At 41.5% G+C, this 21,340-nt stretch carries 18 protein-coding genes; 13 read left to right on the forward strand and 5 right to left on the reverse strand.

Annotation, left to right across the window (positions count from 1 at the left end; all coding sequences use genetic code 11):
* Positions 1 to 703: 703 nt before the first annotated feature.
* The 3 genes from rpsU (at position 704) to fmt (ending at position 2,482) form a co-directional block, all read left to right on the forward strand.
* Positions 704 to 913, forward strand: coding sequence for a 30S ribosomal protein S21 (rpsU, locus tag FUT79_RS09960; RefSeq protein ID WP_002698955.1), 210 nt, complete (start codon positions 704 to 706; stop codon positions 911 to 913).
* 97 nt (positions 914 to 1,010) lie between these two features.
* Complete coding sequence (def, locus tag FUT79_RS09965) at positions 1,011 to 1,514, forward strand: peptide deformylase (protein ID WP_024752449.1); 504 nt, start codon at positions 1,011 to 1,013, stop codon at positions 1,512 to 1,514.
* Positions 1,514 to 2,482: a methionyl-tRNA formyltransferase gene (fmt, locus tag FUT79_RS09970; RefSeq protein WP_148878827.1), complete on the forward strand. Its 969-nt coding sequence runs from the start codon at positions 1,514 to 1,516 to the stop codon at positions 2,480 to 2,482. Before def ends, fmt begins: the two co-directional genes overlap by 1 nt.
* 332 nt (positions 2,483 to 2,814) lie before the next feature.
* Here the strand turns inward: fmt and nifJ are convergent, their stop codons facing one another.
* Entirely contained in the window at positions 2,815 to 6,369 is a 3,555-nt protein-coding gene (gene nifJ / locus FUT79_RS09975; RefSeq protein WP_024752447.1) for a pyruvate:ferredoxin (flavodoxin) oxidoreductase, read from the reverse strand.
* A 652-nt stretch (positions 6,370 to 7,021) separates the two neighbouring features.
* On the opposite strand from nifJ, the gene FUT79_RS09985 reads away from it, so the two are divergent.
* The 10 genes from FUT79_RS09985 (at position 7,022) to FUT79_RS10030 (ending at position 16,622) form a co-directional block, all read left to right on the forward strand.
* Positions 7,022 to 7,240 carry a FeoA family protein gene (locus FUT79_RS09985; protein ID WP_002698951.1) on the forward strand — a complete coding sequence of 73 codons (219 nt, stop codon included), beginning with the start codon at positions 7,022 to 7,024 and terminating at the stop codon, positions 7,238 to 7,240.
* Positions 7,241 to 7,397: 157 nt separating this feature from the next.
* Positions 7,398 to 7,628: a FeoA family protein gene (locus tag FUT79_RS09990; protein ID WP_002698949.1), complete on the forward strand. Its 231-nt coding sequence runs from the start codon at positions 7,398 to 7,400 to the stop codon at positions 7,626 to 7,628.
* On the forward strand, positions 7,625 to 10,450 hold the full coding sequence (feoB, locus tag FUT79_RS09995) for a ferrous iron transport protein B (protein WP_148889615.1): 2,826 nt from the start codon (positions 7,625 to 7,627) through the stop codon (positions 10,448 to 10,450). The genes FUT79_RS09990 and feoB overlap by 4 nt, the downstream gene beginning before the upstream one ends.
* 52 nt (positions 10,451 to 10,502) lie before the next feature.
* Positions 10,503 to 11,039 carry a hypothetical protein gene (locus FUT79_RS10000; protein WP_024752444.1) on the forward strand — a complete coding sequence of 179 codons (537 nt, stop codon included), beginning with the start codon at positions 10,503 to 10,505 and terminating at the stop codon, positions 11,037 to 11,039.
* Positions 11,036 to 12,064, forward strand: a complete 1,029-nt coding sequence (locus tag FUT79_RS10005; RefSeq protein ID WP_148889617.1) for a DUF4198 domain-containing protein — start codon at positions 11,036 to 11,038, stop codon at positions 12,062 to 12,064. Before FUT79_RS10000 ends, FUT79_RS10005 begins: the two co-directional genes overlap by 4 nt.
* Positions 12,065 to 12,092: 28 nt before the next feature.
* Positions 12,093 to 12,914: a DUF4198 domain-containing protein gene (locus FUT79_RS10010; protein WP_002698942.1), complete on the forward strand. Its 822-nt coding sequence runs from the start codon at positions 12,093 to 12,095 to the stop codon at positions 12,912 to 12,914.
* Between the two features lie 8 nt (positions 12,915 to 12,922).
* The gene (locus FUT79_RS10015; protein ID WP_148889619.1) at positions 12,923 to 13,114 is read left to right on the forward strand and encodes a hypothetical protein; all 192 of its coding nucleotides are present in this window, start codon (positions 12,923 to 12,925) and stop codon (positions 13,112 to 13,114) included.
* Between the two features lie 235 nt (positions 13,115 to 13,349).
* On the forward strand, positions 13,350 to 14,558 hold the full coding sequence (locus FUT79_RS10020; RefSeq protein WP_148889621.1) for a ZinT/AdcA family metal-binding protein: 1,209 nt from the start codon (positions 13,350 to 13,352) through the stop codon (positions 14,556 to 14,558).
* A gap of 117 nt (positions 14,559 to 14,675) precedes the next feature.
* Positions 14,676 to 15,875: a ZinT/AdcA family metal-binding protein gene (locus FUT79_RS10025; RefSeq protein ID WP_148889623.1), complete on the forward strand. Its 1,200-nt coding sequence runs from the start codon at positions 14,676 to 14,678 to the stop codon at positions 15,873 to 15,875.
* Between the two features lie 435 nt (positions 15,876 to 16,310).
* Positions 16,311 to 16,622, forward strand: coding sequence for a hypothetical protein (locus FUT79_RS10030; protein WP_024752439.1), 312 nt, complete (start codon positions 16,311 to 16,313; stop codon positions 16,620 to 16,622).
* 82 nt (positions 16,623 to 16,704) lie between these two features.
* Here the strand turns inward: FUT79_RS10030 and FUT79_RS10035 are convergent, their stop codons facing one another.
* The 4 genes from FUT79_RS10035 to FUT79_RS10050 form a co-directional block, all read right to left on the reverse strand.
* Positions 16,705 to 17,244 (reverse strand): GNAT family N-acetyltransferase, encoded by a 540-nt coding sequence (locus FUT79_RS10035; protein ID WP_002698929.1) that lies wholly within the window; start codon positions 17,242 to 17,244, stop codon positions 16,705 to 16,707.
* A 707-nt stretch (positions 17,245 to 17,951) separates the two neighbouring features.
* On the reverse strand, positions 17,952 to 18,617 hold the full coding sequence (locus FUT79_RS10040; protein ID WP_002697986.1) for a thiamine diphosphokinase: 666 nt from the start codon (positions 18,615 to 18,617) through the stop codon (positions 17,952 to 17,954).
* Positions 18,618 to 19,988, reverse strand: coding sequence for a sigma-54-dependent transcriptional regulator (locus tag FUT79_RS10045; protein ID WP_148889625.1), 1,371 nt, complete (start codon positions 19,986 to 19,988; stop codon positions 18,618 to 18,620).
* Positions 19,985 to 21,214 (reverse strand): two-component system sensor histidine kinase NtrB, encoded by a 1,230-nt coding sequence (locus FUT79_RS10050; protein ID WP_244951085.1) that lies wholly within the window; start codon positions 21,212 to 21,214, stop codon positions 19,985 to 19,987. The genes FUT79_RS10045 and FUT79_RS10050 overlap by 4 nt, the downstream gene beginning before the upstream one ends.
* Between the last annotated feature and the right edge of the window lie 126 nt (positions 21,215 to 21,340).

Below are 21,340 nucleotides of genomic sequence, written 5' to 3' on the forward strand. Positions count from 1 at the left end.
TAATTAGAGAACTCCTTGCCGCAATCAAAGGTTATCGACTTGAACAGGTTTCTCGGTAATTTTTAAACCGGTGAATAAGCCTTTGTTAGACTGCAGCTAATCTTTTGTTCCTGTCGATTTCAGTGCGATAATTACTTTTGAAACACGCTCCGCAAGAGTGATGACCGTACTTTTATGATCTTTAGCCGACAATTTGACATTATTCAAAATTATCCGAACTCGTTCTCATAGCGGAAAAATTCGTTTGATCAGTTGTACCGCGTGCGATAAAATACCTGTTTTCCCCTCCCCTGATAAAAGCATTTTTATTCAGCTACCCCAGCGTAACTTCACGGGTGGTTAAAGAGCTTTATACCGCTTTACGTAGAAGAGATTTGCGTTAGGCGGACGGATGGCGGCGAGCGCTTTTTCAAAAGCGCGAAGCCGGATCCTTTTTGCGCGCCTAAAATAGCGCAAAAAGAGCCGCAGGCGATAGCCGGAGCCCGTAGTACGCCGGCGGTTTGTAAGTACTGCGCTTCGGCAAACTTACGACTAAGCCGATGTTGAAAAATTTCAAACCGCAACGCCCGTATAGGTATAATTTTTATTTTTACTGCCTAAACCGCTTTGTTGATACATTATAAGCTGCTTGACAGTGCTGAATAAATTTGCTATCTTTTTTATCTATATTAACGGTTCTACCGGTAGGAGGTGAGTATTTTAAGTGGCTTATATAACTGTCGATGATTCTGAAAATTTAGAAAAAGCGATTAAACGTTTTAAGAGACAGGTAGAAAAAGAAGGCATTATTCGTGAGTGGAAAAAAAGAGAATATTATGAAAAGCCTTCAACTATTCTTAACCGAAAAAAGAAGGCGTTACAGCGTAAACTAATGAAAAAAAACCGCAAAACATACGATTCAAAAGCGTATTAATTGCGTGTTTTAACGGAAGAAGTGCGGAATGTTCATTTGGACAACCGCGCTTTTTTTTATATTGACTTAACCATATAAAATCCTGTATCTTTTAAGTATGGAAATATTGTATTTAGGGGAAGAGTCTTTGAGGCAAAAATCAATTCCCGTTGAAAATATAACTGAAGAAATCAAAGATTTGGTACAAAAGATGTTTGTTACCATGAAAATAAAAGACGGAATTGGGCTTGCCGCCCCGCAAATAGGAAAGAATATTCGACTCTTTGTTACAGGAGTAAATAATGAACAACGGGTATTTATCAACCCTCAAATTATAGAAACATCGGAAAAAGTTTGCTCGTATGAAGAGGGCTGTTTAAGCATTCCTCAAATATATGAAAAGGTTGTGCGCCCCGAAACTGTTACGGTACAATATCAAAATATTGACGGCAGACGAAAAACGCTTCAGGCAACCGGTTTGCTCGCCCGTGTTATTCAACATGAAAACGATCATTTAGACGGCGTATTGTTCATTGACAGAATAGACGAAAAGCTGCGAGAAGAAGCGATTAAACTTTTTGAAAAAAAGAAAAAACCAATAAAGAAAAAGGCTGCTGTTTGATGCTGAAAATACTCTTTGCGGGAACCCCTGAATGTGCGGTTCCCGTTTTACATGCTATCGCACAAAAGCATCATATAGTCGGCATTTTAACGCGCCCGCCCGCTGCAGTCGGCAGATCAAAAAAACTTATTCCTTCCGCTGTTGCACTTGCAACGGAAGTATTAAAATCAGAAAAACGCATAAGCCCTGCCGCCCCTCTTTTTACCCCCGAGAAGCTGAATAAGGATGTAAGAGAAGCAATAGCAGCAGTATCGCCGGATGTCATGGTATGTTTTGCATACGGAAAAATATTCGGGCAAAGCATGCTTGATTTATTTCCTCTAGACGCAATCAACATTCACCCCTCATTATTGCCAAGGTGGCGCGGCAGTACTCCGGTGCCTGCCGCCATTTTAGCCGGCGACACCAAAACCGGCGTTACCGTACAGCAAATGGCGCTCGAAATGGATGCGGGGGATATCCTTGCACAATGTACAATTCCGCTCGACGGATCTGAAACAGCGGAAAGTCTTTTAAACCTTTGTGCGCAAAAATCTGCGGACTTAACACTCTCCGTTTTGCAAAAGATAACAGATAAAACTCTTTCTCCGATGCCGCAAGATCATTCAGCGGCAACTTTTTGCGGAATGCTTACGAAGGAAATGGGCTTAATAAACTGGCACAATTCCGCTGAGGAAATCGATAGGAGACATCGGGCTTTTGTGCCGTGGCCCGGAACCTTTACGTATAAAAACAACGAAAAACTTTCTATTCAGGCGCTTGCAATTGCGACGTCGGAAAATACTCAGAATGCAGAGCCGGGAACTATTTTGACTGCGGATAAAAAAAACGGCATTTTAGTGCAAACGGGAAAAGGAATCATTTCTCTTATACAATTGCAGCGAACGGGGAAAAAAAGCCTCTACTGGAAAGATTTCTTAAACGGTTCTGCAGAATTTTTGACAGGAAAATTCAATGCATCTTTATGACAGAAGTATCTATATACCCGGCACAACGCTTTTTGATAGCTTGATCCGTTTTTAATTTATTCTTATACAAATCTTAAAAAAATTATATAAATAAGAGTCCGACACAACACAACGGTAAGCAAACTTACCATAGGGCAAAGCGTTAATAATTTGCCTCCGCTTTGCCAACGAGTTTAAAAGCTTCAATTTTACAAAACAGTGTTGATGCTTTTAAACATCGTTTGGAATTGGGCAAGGTGGCGGTTTGACATAAGATCAATTTTAATTTTTAAATAAAAAGCCCCTTTCGATTAACTAATCAAAAGGGGCTTTTTTTACAACCTCAAAAAGAATTAGAAGGGTCTGTCAGCAAGATACTTATATTCTTGCCACTGCCTTCTTGTTTTCTCTTCCGCGGCTTTTAAGAGCATTTCTGCCCGTTCGGGATTTGCATTTTTCAATGTCTTAAAGCGAACTTCTTTGTACATAAAGTCTGCAAGTTTGAAATCAGGCTCCTTGCTGTCAAGCTGGAAGGGATTTTTACCTGCCGCAACAAGACGCGGGTCATAGCGGTAAAGCGGCCAAAGGCCCGAACTCACCGCTTCTTTCTGATGAGACATTCCCTTGGTCATGTTAATTCCGTGAGAGATACAATGGCTGTATGCAATAATAATTGCAGGGCCGTCATAACTTTCAGCTTCACGGAATGCCTTAATTGTCTGAGACATGTTTGCGCCCATTGCAATTCTGGCAACATAGACATATCCGTAACTCATCGCCATCATACCGAGGTCTTTTTTGCTTGTGGTTTTACCCGCAGCGGCAAATTTTGCAACCGCACCGATCGGGGTTGCCTTTGACATCTGCCCGCCGGTATTTGAGTACACCTCTGTATCAAGTACGAGTACCTTAATATTTTTTCCCGATGCAAGCACGTGATCCAAACCGCCATAGCCGATATCGTATGCCCAGCCGTCACCGCCGAAAATCCAAACGGAGCGGCGTACCAAATGATCCGTTAACGAAAGCATTTCTTTTGCAAGCGGATCGGAGCTCTTTTCCAGCTCTTTTCGCAAGTCCGCAACAAAGGCTCTTTGGTCTTCAACAGCGGAATCTTCTTCCTGAGTATTCGCTAAAATTTTCGCAATGACATCTGCCGCAATATTTTTGTCTTTTAATTGGCCAGCTACCTCGCGTGCATATTCGGCAAGTTTATCGCTGGTAAGCCGCATTCCGTAGCCGAATTCGGCGGCATCTTCAAACAGTGAATTTGACCATGCAGGGCCTCGTCCGTCGGCACGTTTTGCATACGGAGTAGTCGGCAAGTTACCGCCGTAGATTGAAGAACACCCGGTTGCGTTTGCAATAATTGCGCGGTCTCCCGCAATCTGGCTCATCAGTCTGATATACGGTGTTTCGCCGCAGCCGGGACAGGCTCCCGAGAACTCAAACAGAGGTCTCTTCATGGAAACACCTTTTGGAACACTTAAGTTAAGTTTTCGCGCATCCGGATCCGGAAGATTTACAAAAAATTTCCAGTTCTTTGATTCTACCTCACGGTGTTCTACAAAACTTTCCATGTTGATTGCTTTGCGCGTCGGATCAGCCTTATTCTTTGCCGGACACTGCTCAACACAAAGGGCACAACCGGTGCAGTCTTCAGGGGACACTTGAATAGTAAAGGCAGCGTTTTCAAACTCTTTACCTTTATAGGCACATGATTTAAATTCCTTCGGAGCCTTATCCAGTTCTTTTTTATCGTATGCTTTCATGCGAATAACCGCATGGGGACAAACCATTACGCATTGCCCGCACTGGATACAAACCTCGGAATCCCAAATCGGAACATGCTCGGCAATACTGCGTTTTTCGTATTGAGTGGTTCCCGTCGGGAAGGTTCCGTCAACCGGCAACTGACTTACTTTCAGCTCATCGCCCTTATTAAGAGCCATCTCACCCAGAACGTTTTGTACGAATTCGGGAGCATCGGCGGTCATTGCCGAATGGCGAGTTACTTTGCTGTCGGCTGTTTTCGGATACTCTACTTTTTCAAGTCCCGCAAGAGCCATATCAATTGTTGTAATATTTTTCTGAACAATTTCGGCACCTTTTTTGCCATACGTTTTTTCGGTAAATTTCTTGATAAGACCTACCGCCTCATCTTCGGGAAGAATACCGAATATTTTAAAGAAAGCTGTCTGCATGATGACATTGATACGTGTGCCCATTCCCGCTTTTTCCGCAATAGACATTGCATCAATTACATAAAACTTTGCTTCTTTTTCGATAATTTGTTTTTGTACCTCAACCGGTATTTTTTGCCAAATCTCATCCTTACCATAGGGAGCATTTAAAAGGAAGGTACCGCCCTTTTTCAGGGTTTTGAGCATATCAAAGGTTTCAAGATAGGTAAATTTATGGCAAGCCATAAAATCGCTTTGGGTAATAAGATAGGGCTTTCTGATTTTGTTCTTTCCAAATCGAAGGTGAGAGATGGTAAAACCGCCGGATTTTTTACTGTCATAGGCAAAGTATGCCTGTGCATTATTATCCGTTGCCTCACCAATAATTTTAATAGAGTTCTTGTTTGCTCCTACCGTACCGTCGGCACCGAGCCCGTAGAACATTGCCTGATGCATATCCTTATCATCAAGATGGAAACTGGGATCATAATCAAGGCTGGTATGAGTAACATCATCAGTAATACCGACTGAAAAATTCGCAATCTTCTTTCCGCTCAAATTATCAAAAACACCTTTTACCATTGCAGGGGTAAATTCTTTAGAGCCAAGTCCGTATCGTCCTCCAAGGATAAGCGGATAATGCGTAAAGGGGCATTCTTTTTTAAACTGCATTTCTCCAATTGCGGTGCGAACATCCTCGTATAGGGGCTCGCCAAGAGCTCCGGGTTCCTTTGTTCTGTCAAGAACCGCAATGGCGGTAACTGTTGAAGGAAGAGCCTTTACAAAGGCTGAGGCATCAAAAGGACGATACAGGCGTACCTTTACAAGCCCGCATTTTTCTCCTTTTTCATTTAGCGCATCAACAGTTTCTTCTACTGTATCCGCACCTGACCCCATTAGAATAATAACTTTTTCGGCATCGGGGGCTCCGTAATAGTCAAACAGATGATATTGTCTACCGGTAAGTTCGGCAAACTTATCCATTGTTTTTTGTACAATTGCCGGAGTTGCCTGATAATACTTATTCACAACCTCCCTGCTTTGGAAGTATACATCGGGATTTTGTGCGGTTCCGCGAATCATCGGCTTTTCGGGTGTTAAACCGCGCGTGCGATGTTCGCGTACTAACGTATTATTTACCATTTTTTGCATAACTTCATACGAAACTTCTTCTACTTTTTGAATTTCGTGTGATGTTCTAAAGCCGTCAAAAAAATGCAGAAACGGAACCCGCGCTTCCAAAGTTGCGGCATGCGCAATAACCGCAGAATCCATAACTTCCTGCACGCTGTTGGAAGCAAGCATTGCCCAGCCGGTTTGACGGCAGGACATTACATCCTGATGATCACCGAAAATAGACAAAGCACTGGTAGCCAATGCTCTTGCAGCCACGTGGAAAACCGTACTGGTCAATTCTCCGGCAATTTTATACATATTCGGAATCATAAGGAGCAGTCCTTGTGAAGCGGTAAACGTTGATGACAAAGCACCGGTTGTTAAAGCACCGTGAACAGCTCCGGATGCGCCGCCTTCGGACTGCAACTCTACAACAGAGGGCACCGTTCCCCAAATATTTTTCCGCCCTTGAGCCGAATACTCATCGGCAAGCTCTCCCATCGGACTTGACGGGGTAATAGGATAAATCGCGATAACCTCGCTTAAAGCATGGGCAACATAGCCGGCGGCTGTGTTACCGTCAATCATTACAAGATTTTTTTCAGACATAAAACCGTCCTTTGATAAGTAGTGTGTGAATATCTATATTCTATCTATATGTTAATGATAAAATATACCTACCTATAGGATACTATCTTTATCCCTTTTTTTCAAGAGCGAATTATTCTATATTTTGATTAAATTCTTCAATAAATATGTACGGAATTATGTACGAAAAAAAGTGAAAGACTGGACGCTCTTTATACTAATCGAAGTATTAACAAACAGCCTACGGATTTAAGCATGCCCCTACTCAATTCCAAACGATGTTTTAAAGCATCAGCACAAAACTGTAAAATTGAAGCTTTTAAACTCGTTGGCGAAGTTGCTGTAAATTTTCAAAACTTCGCCCCTGCTCAATTCCAAACGATGTTTTGCCTGTACTCCAGCGTAAACAGGCAAAACTCGTTGGCGAAGTTGCTGTAAATTTTCAAAACTTCGCCCTATGGTAAATTACTTGCCGTTGCGCCGTGTCGAGCTCTTTTTCATGATTAGATGAATTAAATAATTGAGATATCAAAAGAACGGTTAGCGGGTTTTATCTTTTTTTCATTCTTTTTGCAAAAAGTTTGCAAAAATGCTTTTTACTACTTGATTAAAATATCCGTTTATAGTACTTTTAGCACAGAGATATTGTTACCTGGAGTTTACATTGATACCATTGATTGTTTTAAAGACAGGTGAAAAGGCTTCGGTGTTAAAATTTGACGGAACAGGAGCCGAGTTTACCCGATTACGCAGCTTGGGAATTGACGTTAACACGGAACTAACTGTTGTAACCTCGCAAGCGGATAAAAAGGGGCCGATGCTGTTGTTGGTAAACGGTGCAAAGTATGCAATTGATTATAACTTGGCTTCTAAAATTTTTGTGCTTATATAGAAACCGAATCTTAAGTTCGATTCAAGTTTCGCCTTGTATTTGCGAAACATTGCTGATTAACTTGCAGTTTATAAGACTTTAAGACGTGGCTTTGTCTTATAATGTTAAAAAAATTAAGGGATTATCAACATCCGGAAAAATTTTTTAGGAGAATGAAATGACGCTTGATGAGCTGGAACAGGGTAAAAATGCAGTAATTGAAAATTTAGAAATAACAGGCAGCACCTTGCAGCGGCTTATAAGTTTAGGGTTTACCCCCGGAGCTGAAGTCTCAGTTGTTAGAAAAGCGCCGTTTTTAGATCCCTTCGATATTTCTATTTGCGGTTCTCTTGTGGCAGTACGAAGAGATGAGGCAAAAAGAATTATTATCAGAGAGTTAGCCGAATGAAACAGGACCAGATACATATCGCATTTGCGGGGCAGCCAAACTCAGGGAAGTCAACTTTGTTTAACATGATGACTGGCGCCCGCCAGCATGTCGCAAATTATCCGGGTATTACCGTAGAGAAAAAAACAGGCAATTATCAAGCGTTTGGACAATCCGTATTGATAACCGACCTGCCCGGAACCTATAGTCTTACCTCATACTCTCCCGAAGAAAGGGTTTCCCGGAATTTTATTCTTTTTGAAAAGCCAAATCTTTTAGTCAATATTACCGATGCGTCAAATTTAGAGCGGCATTTATATCTTACGTTTCAGCTTTTGGAAATGCAGTGCCCTGTTATCATGTATTTAAACAAAACGGATATTGCAACATATCAAGGGCTTAAAATCGATATCGATAAATTGTCGCAAACGCTGGGTATTCCGATTATTGCCGGTTCGGCAAAAAGGAAAGAGCATGCACAGGAACTTAAACAGTGCATAGCAGAAACTACGGGACATACACAAAACCCGTATATGCTTTCGTACGGAAAAGATATGGAAGCCTGTCTTGCAGCAATTGTTGAACGGTTGCAAAAGGCTCAAAAAAATGCCGAAGATGCGGTGCCGTTGCGTTGGCTTGCAATTAAACTTTGCGAAAATGATTCCGCCGTGCGCAATGAGCAAAAAGAAAAATTTGAAGAATTCGATTCTATTTTACAATATATAAGCGAGCTTGAAGCACAGCACAAAGAAAAACATAAACACAGCTTTGAAATTGAAATAGCCCTTGCCAGAGCGGGCGCCGCAAAAAAAATTATTGCCGATTGCGTTACCAAAGTTGCGGCTGATAAAAAAACAGTTGAGCGGGTACGTTTAAAAAGAAGAATCTTTGAAGGGCTTTCCGCTCTCACACTCTTTTTTGTTACCTTTCAGATTCTTGATGCGGTTTTGGTAATGTTTCCCGGCGTGTTTCAACACAATAGCGTGCGGCTTTGTATAAATCTTCTGCTTTCAGGGATTTTTACCGGCGGGGCTGCTTTTATCTATGTGAAAGGCGGAGAAAATGCCGTCAATGCCACCGACCGGGTTGATAAAGTCTTGTGCCACCGCGTGTTCGGTATTCTTATTCTTGTGGAACTGGTGCTGGTCTTTTATTGGATAACCGTTATTCTCGGATATAAGATGACTGATAAGGTTTTTCCGGTTTTTAAATTTTTCCGTTCTATTGTATCGCAACTTATTCCCGCTCAAGGTTTAATAAGTGAAGGACTGTTACGCGGTCTTTTTTTAAACGGTATTATTGACGGCGCGATTATGATTCTAAACTATGTGCCGATTTTCTTCTGCCTTTTTGCGCTTATTGCCTTTTTAGAAGATGTGGGTTATATGGCACGCCTTGCTTTTATAATGGATAGGATTCTTCGTAAGTTCGGATTACACGGGCAGTCTACCTTACCGATGATTCTCTCCGGGGTTATTATGGGCGGCTGTGTTGTTCCCGGCGTTATGTCAACCCGCACAATTCGTGATAATAAATCCCGGTTAGTTACCATTCTGATTTTGCCGCTTTTAAATTGTATGGCTAAGATTCCTTTTTATGTGCTTATTACCGGAATCTTTTTTGTGCGCTATCAGTGGCTTGTGCTCGGCGGCATTTCTTTTATTACGTTATTGGTAGCACTCATTGTGGCAAAGTATTTTAGTTTATATGTGGTGCAAGGCACGCCGGAACCATTTGTGCTTGAATTGCCCGCATATAGTTTGCCGACTGTGCGCGGAGTGCTTACCAGAACTTTTGAGCGATTGTGGAGCTTTATCAAAAAAGTTGCTACAACCGTCGTTGCCGTTTCGGTTGTGATTTGGGCAGGCGTCAGTTTCCCCGCAATGGGTGAAAAGGAACAAGCAGTATTTAATACCGAAAGGGACACCTATATTCACAATTTTGTACGCAGCCTGAACAATTCCTATGCTCCGTATTTTACCTCTGAAAAAGGATTTTTAGATTATCAAAATCTTACGGAAAGAATGTATTTGCTTGAAACACTTACCTCTTTCGGCGGAGAAAAGGCGGCGGCGCGCAGCATGAATAGACTCTTTTTGGAAAACCCCGAAATGACCAAAATTGCTTTGCGCGGAAAACTTGAGCTTGGCGATACTATTCACGCATTTAAAGACTACTTTACCCGGTATGCGGCAGCAGAAAAAGATTTTATAAACGCTTATGCCAAAACACCCGACTTTCAAAAACCGATTATGAAATCCGCCTTTTACGGCTATTGGCAGCGCATGAATCCTTTCTTTTTTGCAATTGTGCGTACGGGCTCTATCAGCATAAGCGGCACAAGCGTGGTTGACCGCGATGCGGCGGCGATGACAAGATCATTACGCACCGCTTTTGCAGACCTAAAATTGATCAGTGTACATTATCACCGCGAAACACTGGAACATTCAGCGCTTGGGTACCTTGGTAAAGGTATGGAGCCGGTTACCAAATACGCAGGTTTTGACTGGAAAATAAATATCGCAATACTCGGATCTTTTGCGGCAAAGGAAGCCCTTGTTTCAACCTTAGGCACTATTTACAGTGTGGAGTCCGCAAGCGAGGACAGCGGAAAGCTTTTGGAAGCACGGATTCAGGATAAAGAAACCGGTATGACTCCTTTGGACGGACTTACCATAATGATTTTAATCGCTTTATTCCCGCCCTGTATTGCAACAATGATTGCAACAAAAACAGAAACTCAAAGTATCGGTTGGACAGCGTTCAGTGTAATATATCCGGTTGTCTTAAGTTCGCTGGTTGCGGTGTTTGTCTTCCAGTTCGGAAGGCTTTTAGGATTTTAACCTAAGGAGATTGTAAAATGATAACCATAAGAAAAAATGACAAGGAGTACAAATGAAAAAAATATACCTTCTCTTAGTTTTGATAATAAGCGCACCCGTGCTTTTTGCGCACACTCCCCTACTCACCGTTGAGGATAACGGAGACGGAACAATATATGTGCAGGGAGGTTTTTCAAACGGCGCTTCTGCGGCGGGAGTTAAGCTTTATTTAACCGACAAAAATACCGGCGAAAAACTTTGGGACGGGGAATTTCCCGCCGTAGGAGAAATCAATCTTGAGATTCCCGCTGTTCCGTACACCGTTACCTTTGATGCGGGGCCGGGACATGTGGTTGTAAAAGACGGACCTCTTTATGAAAGAGGTGCGGATGATGCGCCGGCTCAAAAAGACGCTACCGAAAACGGCGGCACCGTTACTGCGGGATCGGTTGCAGCCCCGTCCGCAAGCTGGGTTCCTATGGATACCGTTTCCGCAATGCCGAGTGTCGGCCCATCCTTTACTGCAATAGCAGCGCTTTGCCTTGCCATACTCAACCTTGTGTTAATTCTTTTCTTGTTCAGGAAAATAAAAAACAGGAGTTCATTGTGAAAAAACTTGTACTCACTGCCTTTTTATTTACATCCGCTTTTTTTCTTTTTGCTCATTTTCAAATGATATATACCTCCTCTTCCATAATTGAGCAAAATGCAAAATCGGCAGGCTTTATTCTTACCTTTACTCACCCCTTTGAATCGGGACTCACCATGGATATCGGAAAAAACGAGCAGGGAGAAATCAAAGGTTTAAAAGAATTTTACTCTATTCATAAAGGAAAAAAACTTGATCTTCTTTCGATGATAAAAGAGAGTGAATTTACCTCTGCCGAAAATAAGGCTTCCGCATATACGTTTACATTGGATAAAGATTCCGGTTTTAGAGGCGGCGGCGATTGGGTGCTTGTTGCCGTTCCGCATCCCTATTACGAAGCAAGCGAAGAAGGCTACATTCAGCAGATAACAAAAGTTTTTATCAATAAGGCGGGGCTTGCCACCGATTGGCAAACTGCCTGTGTAAAAGGCTATCCCGAAATACTGCCGCTGGTAAAACCTTATGATATATGGAAGGGAAGCATTTTCCGCGCGGTTGTTTTGGATTCAAACGGAAAGCCCGTTCCGTTCGCGGAAATTGAATTTGCACATATCAATTATGATATTGATATGCAGGCAAAGGCATTTACCGGAAAAGCAAAATTGGAACAAGCGGGCGGCGGTATTATTTTGGCTGACGCAACCGGAGTTTTTGAATTTATTCCTCCGTGTGCCGGCTACTGGGGATTTTCCGCCCTCGGCGTAGGAAAAGAAAAAGAATTTTCCGGCAAAGCGCTTTCTCAAGATGCGGTAATCTGGATTGAGATAAACAAGGATGAAACGGAGCCTGCCCCAGCCTCAAATGAGAATGAAGAAAAAACCGCTGCAAGTGAAGAAACTTCAGCGTCCGAAAAAGATCGGGAACCCCGAAAGGATGATTTTTCTCCTGCAGCCTTAATTATTGTTATTTTATTATTTGCGGTTATGTTTGCATGGCCGCCGATATTCAAAAAAATGTCGGAAAAATCGGAGAAAAAAGACAGTTAATCTAAACAAAGAATTACTGAAGGAGTTTATGATGAAAAAAAATATAGGAATACTGCTGCTTTTATGCGCAATCGGCGCAACCGTGTTTGCACACCATCAAATGATTTACACCCCTGCATCAGTCATTGAATCAAATGAAGTCAATTTTAAAATCACTTTTACGCACCCCTTTGTGTCCGGTCATACCATGGATATCGGAAAAAATGAGCAAGGAGAAATAAAAGGATTTGAAAAGTTTTTTTCAGTGCATAAAGGAAAGATTCAGGATTTGCTTCCGAGCCTCAAAAAAACAAGCTTTTCAAGCGCGGAAAATTCCGCCTTGGCCTTTGACCTTGTACTGGATAAAACAAACGGTTTTCGGGGAGGCGGAGACTGGGCACTTATCGGCGTCCCCTACCCTTATTTTGAAGAAGCGGAAGACGGATATATTCAGCAAATCACGAAGGTTTTTATTAACAAGGCGGGACTTGCAACCGATTGGAAAAATCGCTGCGCCGAAGGCTATCCTGAAATTCTCCCTTTGGTAAAACCCTATGACGTATGGGTTGGCGGAGTATTTCGCGGCGTGGTTGTAGACGCAAACGGTAAGCCGGCACCGAATATAGAAATAGAAATTGCCTATATCAATTACGATGTAAATATGGAAAAAAGTGCGTTTGAAAAAACACCGAAGACAAATCGGGGCGATGCAATTATTCTCACCGATTCAAACGGTGCCTTTTCCTTTGTGCCGACTGAAAGCGGATACTGGGGATTTTCCGCCTTGGGTGCGGGAAACAAAAAAGAATTCTCCGGCAAAGCGCTGTCTCAAGATGCGGTTTTATGGATTGAAGCAAGTCTTCCAAAGTGAGGAAATAAATGGTCGAAAAAATTATTATCGGTGTTGCGGTTGTTGCAATAGTTTTGTTGTTTGTCAGAAAATATTACAGAATATTTACGGGTAAAGCTTCAGCATGCAGTTGCGGCGAAAAAAACGATATGAAAAACGGATGCGGCTGCTGCTGTTCAGCATGCCACGATACAAAAGAAAAAAACGAAGGGGAGGGATAAAAAATATACAACCCATAAAGTAACTCTTTACTAACATTAGTATTTATTTTATTATAAAACTGACAATAAACGGTATCAATTCAAGGCTGATATCGGGAACTGTCAAAACACAATGTAAAAGATAAGGTAGATTAAGAATTCAAAAGAGCAGGAAATTTTGCATAAGTGAATACTATCAACCTTACCATATAACCGGACGGTTATAATTCATGACTATAGAGGAGATTCAATAGATATGTTAAAAAAAACAATCGATATAAAACATATATCGTTTTTTATGTTCATTACAGTATTTTTCATTGCCTGCCAATCGGTACCAAAATCCGAAACCGAAACAATAGCGAAAGGGAATGAAATGGCGGCGTGGAAGGGCGAATGGGTTTCCCTTGACACCATAAAAACAGATGCAGCTTTGGAAGATTCTTATACAGAAGCTGCAAAAAGCATGGCGCATTATACGGTAGAAGGTTTTAAAGCTGCTGTTGCAGATATGTATCAAACACCTGTTGTAAAAATGAAATTTGACGGAACAAACACCGTCCTGCTTACCGTACAAAATAACAAAGGAGTAATAGTCGAAATCCCTTGTGAGTATGTATACAAAGGAAAAGTTGCGGTGATCGGTGAAAAAAATCGTTTTTGGTATACCTTTGAAGCAGCAAAAAATATCCGCGAATTAAAAAATGCAAAATACCTTATCGCTCTTCCGCCCAAACAAGATAATAACGGTATCCTGCACTGGCATGCACGCATAAGCAGTCATGATATTGACTGGCTTGTAAACGGAAAAAAAACATGGCCTACCTATGTTGCCGAATCAACGCCACAAGAAAAAATGATTCAAAATCTTAAAGAAAGCATCCGCACAATGCCTACACAAATTCCTGAAAAACCATTTGAGCAATATGCGGATGGCGGAAAATGGATTAACAGACCGGCAGTATTTGACAATACCGGCAAAGAAGTTTTGGCAGTATATGAAAAAATCATCAAAGAGTTTGCCGGCAAAAATCCTAAAGGCGGAGATTTTACCAAAGAAGAAATCATAGCGGAAATAAAAAAGAACGATAAAACTCTTAACACCCTTGATGACTTCACCCACCTCTCTTTTATTACTGAGGGAAAGAAAAATGAACTCATTGTATACAAAGGGGAAAAAATAGTTTTTCAATCAGAATATAAACGGGTGGCACAAAGTGCATCAAAACCGTATATCACCATGCGTGCAGAAAAAAAAGATGCGGGGAAATTCTCACTCATCTCTTTTGTGGTAGTACACGGAGCTCCTATGTATCATTTCCATTTATGGTACGGCAGAAATGAGGCAGACCTTGAAAATCAGGAAGGAGTGCCTACCTGTTTTTCAACAACAAAAATATCAAACGAAACATTTGCAAACTATATTGAAAAAACATGCCGCAGAACATTGACTGCGGAAAACTGAGTTTACGGAATTTCGATTCGGCATCATGCCTGAATCTGAGATTGATAAAAATGCGTAATTTTAAAAACAGATAAAATTACGCTACCACACAATTTAGTGACATATAGGAGGTTATGTATGTCTAAAAAAAGAATTGGTACCTTACTTGTACCTGTTTTTATGGCGCTTGCGGTATTCTTTACCGCATGTCAATCCGCACCCGATGCGGAAAGCGGTGCAACACCGAAGACGGGAGAGCTTGCCGGGTGGAAGGGTGAATGGATTTCTTTTGGTGATACAAAAGACGATCCTTCTTTAGAAGCCGCATATAAAGAAACAGCGGAAAAAATGCCTAATTACACGGTAGAGGGATTCAAAGCCGCTTTTGCCGCAATGTATAAGACACCGGTAGTAAAGGCAAAATTTGACGGCAGCAATAAAGTAAAATTCACCGTACGTGATGCTGACGGCAAAGAAAAAGAAATTGCATGCGAATACAAGTACATCGGAAAAATTCCGGTTCCCGGATATGAAGGCTCCTCTTGGGAAGCTTTTGAAGCGGTAAAAGATGTACGCGGTTTATCACAGGCAAAATACATGGTTCTCTTTCCGCCACACTCTCACGATGGCGGCATGCTTCACTGGCATGCACGTTTCGGAGCAAGGAGTGCCGAAGCCATAGCAAAAGACACAAGCTTCTGGTGGCCGACCTTTGTTTCAGCATCAATGTCAAAAGAAGATCTTTTAAAAGAAGCGAAAGAAGGCATAAAAGCAATGGGCTCCATGTTCGATAAATCTCCCTTTGAATCCTATGCAGCACAGGGACGCTGGATGAACAGCTCGTTAATCTATGACAACACAAGCAAAGAAGTTTCGAATGCATTTGATAAAATCATCAAAGAATTTGCCGGAAAAAATCCCAAAGGCGGAGACTTTTCAAAAGCGGATATCATTGCCGAAATGAAAAAAGCATACGGCACAACCGATGATTTTTCCCATATTGAGTTCGTAACCAAAAAAGGAAAAAACGAACTTGTTCTGTATAAAGACGGCAAAGAAGTTTACAGAGCCGCTTACAAAAGAGTCGCAGACAATCCGTCAAAACCCGGAATGCTTGCGGTTGCAACAGACAAGGGTGGAAAATTTAAGACAATTTCTCTTACCGGCGCACACGGAACGCCGATGCATTTCCATCTTTGGTACGGTGCAAGTGATATTGATTTAACGCAATTCACCACAAAACCGACCTGCATCCCCGAAAATACAAGCAATGCCGACATTGCGGTACGTGTTGAAAAATCATGCAGATCAGTATTGAATTCAATCCTGATAAAATAAAACCGTAATTATTTTAATACGATACGCAAGGCGCCGGATATACGAGCACTTTGCGTATCCTGCGGGTTTTGCTTTTTCCGAAAACCGGATTTGCAAAACAGAGATTATATTTAATGTAACGTTCTTTATGATAACTCAACAAAGTTTTTTAATTCGTTCCATACGAATCATAAAAAAATTTTATAAAAAGAGTTCGACACGGCACAAGGGCGAATCCTTGGAATTCCTACCTTTGATTCGCCTACGAGTTTTAAAGCTTCAATTTTATAGTTTTGTGTTGATGCTTTAAAACATCGTTCGGAATTGAACAAGGGTGAGCAATTTGCCATAGGAATGCTGAACCGCAAGCTATTATTGTTGATAGAACGTTACACTAATTGCGATAAGACAGAGGTAAAACGTCTGTTCTTACCAAACAATGATAAGGAAGAAAAAATGAAAAAACGAAATGTCATTCTTATTTGTCTTTTAGCCTTTGGGGCTGCTTTTTTGATTGCTCACACTCCATTATTGTTATGCTATGATAACGGAGACGGAACTATCACCTGCGAAGGCGGATTTTCAGACGGCTCCAGTGCAAAGGGCGTAGAAATCCGCGTGGTCGATAACAAAAACAAAGTTTTAATTAAGGGCAAACTTGATAAAAACAGCGAGTTTACTTTTAAGCGCCCTAAGGGAAACTTTTCGGTTATCTTTGATGCAGGCCCCGGACATGTGGTCAAAGTAAAATCAGAGGATATTGAATAATTTTCCTTAAAAGATTTTATGCAGCCGACACAGGCAAGCTCGATTATGAGCTTGCCTGCTTTATTTTTCAGGTGTAAAACCGCTAAGAATAAATTTGTTTTGCAAGATCAATTCTGAATTCATGCAGGGCAACATCATTATTAGTATAACAGAGTGTATCAAATCCGGTAATTTGAAATCCGTGTTTTTGGTAAAACCGGATAGCATTATAGTTACAGCTTTCAGTATCAAGAACAACGGCACGGCAATGCAAATGCGCAGCCCTTGATTCGGCAAATTCCAACAGCAAAGATCCGATATGGTGCGAGCGGTATTTAGATTTTACATAAATGTTCAAAATGCGCAAACGCCTAATCCATTTTTGTTGAATCATCTCGATAAAGCCGATAACCTCATTTTCGTTTTCAACACCGTATACCATAGCACCCGCTTCTTCAAAAAGATTAATCGTATAGCGTTTTTCAGTAAGCTTTTCAAAATCCTTTTTAATAAGTTTAAAAGCATCCCCTCCCCCATCACGGTTAATCTGTAAATCAAAATACGAAGGAGTTTTGTACTTTACGGGGATCTTACATGCAAGATCATTTTTGTGTAGTTTAATAATTCGATAATCAGTCAACATAAAAATAGCTCAAATATAAGAACCCCGATAGTTAATCGAAGTTACCATTTTTATTGTACCAAAAAAACTGCTTCTAAAAATTTTTTACTAGAGTAGTGTTTTTTGATAAGTTAATTGTATTTTTTTAATACATCTTACCCAAAATGTAAAAAATTTTATAAAAAAGAGTTCGACACGGCGCAACGGTGAGTAATTTACCATAGTGATGCTGAATCCGCAGTCCCTTATTGTTGATACTTCGATTTTTATAACAGGAAGTTAATTACAAAACGCTACACTAGTGTAACGTTTTTTTGATAAGTCGATTAATTTTTTTTAATACATCTTACCAAAAACGTAAAAAATTTTATAAAAAAGAGCCCCTGTTTAGTTTTTGCCGTCCATGGCAAAAACTAAACCACGAGTTTTAAAGCTTCAATTTTACAGTTTTGTGTTGATGCTTTAAAACATCGTTTCTGCTTGGAACCACGGGCGTCCGTGCCCGTTCTGATTTTGCCGTCCATGGCAAAAACTAAACCACGAGTTTTAAAGCTTCAATTTTACAGTTTTGTGTTGATGCTTTAAAACATCGTTTCTGCTTGGAACCACGGGCGTCCGTGCCAGTTCTGATTTTGGCAACGGTGAGTAATTTACCATAGGAAAGCTGAATCCGCAGTCCCTTATTGTTGATACTTCGATTTTTATAACAGGAAGTTAATTACAAAACGCTACATAAGATTGAAGCCGCAGCGGTATTCTTTAAGCGGAGAAAGGAAAACTAAAAACCTTCCGCTTTGTACGGCAAGCTCTATGGGTTTGCCGTCAGAGCGGTTACTCAGGCTGACCTGTCCCGATTGCCAGTTTACCGTATCAAGTTCCCAATGCAAACCGCGCGAAGAGATAAAACCGCACGGCTCACCGGCGGGGAAAACAGAAATGGCGGCGTTTTCGGCTCCGTCTATTCTGAGCGTTTTGACGGCGCAGTCCTCACCAACGCAATACACAAGCCCTGCATCATAGAGCCAAAGCCGCGGAGGCTTTTTTTCTCTGAATATCCGTGCAACCGATAAAAAGTGATCAGCGCGCCCGCCGCCGGCTCCGCAGATAATAATATCCTGTGCACCCTTTTCCTTTGCCGCAAAAACCGCAAGCTCAGTATCGGTAAAATCCTTATCGCAAGGGTGCAGCTGCACCTGCGCTTCTGGGTAGGCGTGCAGTAATGCCTTATTTTGCAAACTGTCCATATCGCCCAGAATAATATCGGGCGTAAAGCCGGCGGATGCAGCCGCCTCAAGCCCCGAGTCCGCAGCGATTATAATACTGTCGGGCAAAAAGTATTTTGAGGCAATCGCATAATCGGGCTGACTGCCGCCGGTAATAATTATCGCATTCATTTAAACTTCTTGCACACTCTCTTTTGCTTCTTGCTCATATTTATCAAGTTTGGTGTGCAGCGTTTTTCTTCCGATACCGAGTACATCCGCAGTTTTGGTTTTATTTCCGCCTTGTGCCGCAAGCGTTTGCAGAATAATTTCTTTCTCAGCCTCAGCCATGCTTACGCCCATCGGTACTCTAATGGAAGAAAAATCTTCGATTTTTCTGACAGGTTCGGGCAGATCATCAAAGCGGATAATTGAATCAGAGCTCATCACAACGGCGCTTTCAATGCAGTTGCGAAGCTGCCGTATGTTTCCTGGCCAATCATACGCATACAAGGCGGTGCGCGCTTTCGGCTCAATCGAGGTTATTTCTTTGCCGTTTTCATCTGCAAACTCTTTTACAAAGGCGGTAATCATCAGCGGCAGATCGTCCTTTCGCTCCCGAAGCGGCGGCACATGAATATGCACCACATTAAGGCGGTAATACAAATCTTCGCGAAAGGTACCGTTTTTTATTTCTTCTTCCAAGTTTCGGTTTGTCGCCGAAATAACGCGTACATCAACATCAATGGTTTCCTGACCGCCCACCCGCTCAAATTGCCGCTCCTGAAGCACACGCAAAAGTTTTACCTGCACCGCCATGCTCACTTCTCCGATTTCATCAAGAAAGATGCTGCCTTTGTGTGCAAGTTCAAAACGACCTTTTACCCGATTGATTGCGCCGGTGAAAGCGCCTTTTTCGTGCCCGAATAACTCGCTTTCCAAAAGCCCTTCAGAAAAAGATGCGCAGTGAACTTTCACCAACGAGTTATCTTTTCGGGCGGATAAGTTATGAATAGCATTTGCAATAAGCTCTTTTCCTACGCCGCTTTCTCCGGTGATAAAAACAGAAGCTTTTGAGGCGGCGGCTTTTTTGACTGTCTCAAACACTTTTTCCATTACTGCGGTTTTGCCGATGATATGCTCAAAAGATTTTTTGTCTCCCAACTCTTTTAGCAACTCTCGGTGCTGTAACACAAGCTCACGATTTTGTAAGGCGCGGCGTACCAGTAACGAAAGCCGGTCAAGGTCAAGCGGTTTGGTTAAAAAATCATAGGCACCGGTACGCATCGCTTCAACAGCTGTTTCCACTGTGCCATGCCCAGTAAGCACAATGACGGGAACACCGGGAGTTTCGGAGCTTATTCTTCGCAGCACTTCTTCGCCGCTTATTTCGGGCATTTTTAAATCGGTTATGACAAGATCAATATCATTGGAGAAGGCAATATCCAAACCTTTTTTTCCGTCGGAAGCGGTGAACACTTCATAGCCTTCATCTTCCAAAGACATTTGTAAACCTTCCCGAATATTTTTTTCATCGTCAATAATTAAAATACTGAATTTCATATGGACTCCCGTTTCTTTTTATCAGATTTCGTTTTTTCCGTTAGATCAAACGGATCGTTCATTTCATTTTTATTCTCTAAAAGTAATTGGTTTTCATGCCGATGAATCGGAAGATAAACCGTAAAGCAGGTTCCCTCTCCGACAACCGAGTCTACATGAATATCTCCGTTATGTTCTTTTATTACTTTATATGCCATTGTAAGTCCGAGTCCGGTTCCGTCAGACTTAGTGCTAAAATACGGCTCAAATATTTTGTGTAAGTTTTCTTCAGAGATTCCCTGCCCCGTATCTGAAATATAGATTTCAATAAAATCATCCTTCCAGGTGGTATAAATAATAAGTGCGCCTCCCGTTTTCATTGCAGCTTTCGCGTTAGTTAAAAAATTCATAAAAGCCTGTCTAAGTAATCGCTCATCGCCTTGAATGATTGGGATGGTTTTATCAAGGCGGAGTGAGAAATAAACACCGCTTTTTTTAAATTCATCAAGAAAGGTTTGATGTAAATCATTTATTATTTTGTTGATATTAACCGGGGCAAGCTCAACTTGCAATGGACGTACCGCAAAAAGAAAGTTTACCACAATTTTATTTAAGCGATCAATTTCTTCTTCTACCACGTTAAGATGTTTTTGTGCTTTTTCATTAATATGTAAATCACATGCTTTAAAATTTTTGCGCAGTAATTGCACATGAATGCTAATAGCCGCAAGAGGATTTTTTATTTCGTGCGCAACCGCCGCCGCAAGATTGGTTAAGCTTGCAAGACTTTCCAAACGGCGATGATTTATTTCAGTTCGTTTTTTTTGCGTTATGTCTTCCAGTAAAATAATCGTACCGCGAACCCGATGCTCTTCCACTAAGGGCAGCACTGAAATTTCTATATAACGGCTTCCGGAATCTCGGGAGAGAATAAATTCTTCGGTTGTCTCCCCTTCTTCATTTTGTATAACGGAAGAAATAAAAGCGGCGATTTTCTCATCGTCAATATATTCCCAAAACGGTTTGTCGGAAGATTCGTGAAATGTTCTTCCGAGAATACGTGCTGCCGCCCGATTGGTTTTTACCGCGGTGTGAAAAGAGTCAAGCACAATCACTCCGTTGCTTAATGAGTCCATCATTGCCTCAAGTAATGAATACTCTTCGGCAATACGACCGATCAAATCCCGCAATTGTGCTTCATTCATTTTAGAAGATTTGTTAATTGCCCGAGAGATAAATTCTCTCATACTATCCTCCATAAAAATTTTTCCGTGCTTTTGGAATAAAACGAAAAAGCACCGTAAATAAGCAATGTTTTGGCAATCTCAATTGAAAGCCAAAACTCGACAGATAAAAAGTTTTTGCAGTGTTTT

Origin of the sequence: Treponema phagedenis (assembly GCF_008153345.1) — a bacterium.
GTDB lineage: Bacteria > Spirochaetota > Spirochaetia > Treponematales > Treponemataceae > Treponema > Treponema phagedenis.

Coding starts and splice junctions, on each gene's coding strand:
- def (WP_024752449.1), top strand. CDS start 1,011: ATGGAAATATTGTATTTAGGGGAAGAGTCTTTGAGGCAAAAATCAATT.
- fmt (WP_148878827.1), top strand. CDS start 1,514: ATGCTGAAAATACTCTTTGCGGGAACCCCTGAATGTGCGGTTCCCGTT.
- nifJ (WP_024752447.1), bottom strand. CDS start 6,369: ATGTCTGAAAAAAATCTTGTAATGATTGACGGTAACACAGCCGCCGGC.
- FUT79_RS09990 (WP_002698949.1), top strand. CDS start 7,398: ATGACGCTTGATGAGCTGGAACAGGGTAAAAATGCAGTAATTGAAAAT.
- feoB (WP_148889615.1), top strand. CDS start 7,625: ATGAAACAGGACCAGATACATATCGCATTTGCGGGGCAGCCAAACTCA.
- FUT79_RS10000 (WP_024752444.1), top strand. CDS start 10,503: ATGAAAAAAATATACCTTCTCTTAGTTTTGATAATAAGCGCACCCGTG.
- FUT79_RS10010 (WP_002698942.1), top strand. CDS start 12,093: ATGATGAAAAAAAATATAGGAATACTGCTGCTTTTATGCGCAATCGGC.
- FUT79_RS10015 (WP_148889619.1), top strand. CDS start 12,923: ATGGTCGAAAAAATTATTATCGGTGTTGCGGTTGTTGCAATAGTTTTG.
- FUT79_RS10020 (WP_148889621.1), top strand. CDS start 13,350: ATGTTAAAAAAAACAATCGATATAAAACATATATCGTTTTTTATGTTC.
- FUT79_RS10025 (WP_148889623.1), top strand. CDS start 14,676: ATGTCTAAAAAAAGAATTGGTACCTTACTTGTACCTGTTTTTATGGCG.
- FUT79_RS10030 (WP_024752439.1), top strand. CDS start 16,311: ATGAAAAAACGAAATGTCATTCTTATTTGTCTTTTAGCCTTTGGGGCT.
- FUT79_RS10035 (WP_002698929.1), bottom strand. CDS start 17,244: ATGTTGACTGATTATCGAATTATTAAACTACACAAAAATGATCTTGCA.
- FUT79_RS10040 (WP_002697986.1), bottom strand. CDS start 18,617: ATGAATGCGATAATTATTACCGGCGGCAGTCAGCCCGATTATGCGATT.
- FUT79_RS10045 (WP_148889625.1), bottom strand. CDS start 19,988: ATGAAATTCAGTATTTTAATTATTGACGATGAAAAAAATATTCGGGAA.
- FUT79_RS10050 (WP_244951085.1), bottom strand. CDS start 21,214: ATGAGAGAATTTATCTCTCGGGCAATTAACAAATCTTCTAAAATGAAT.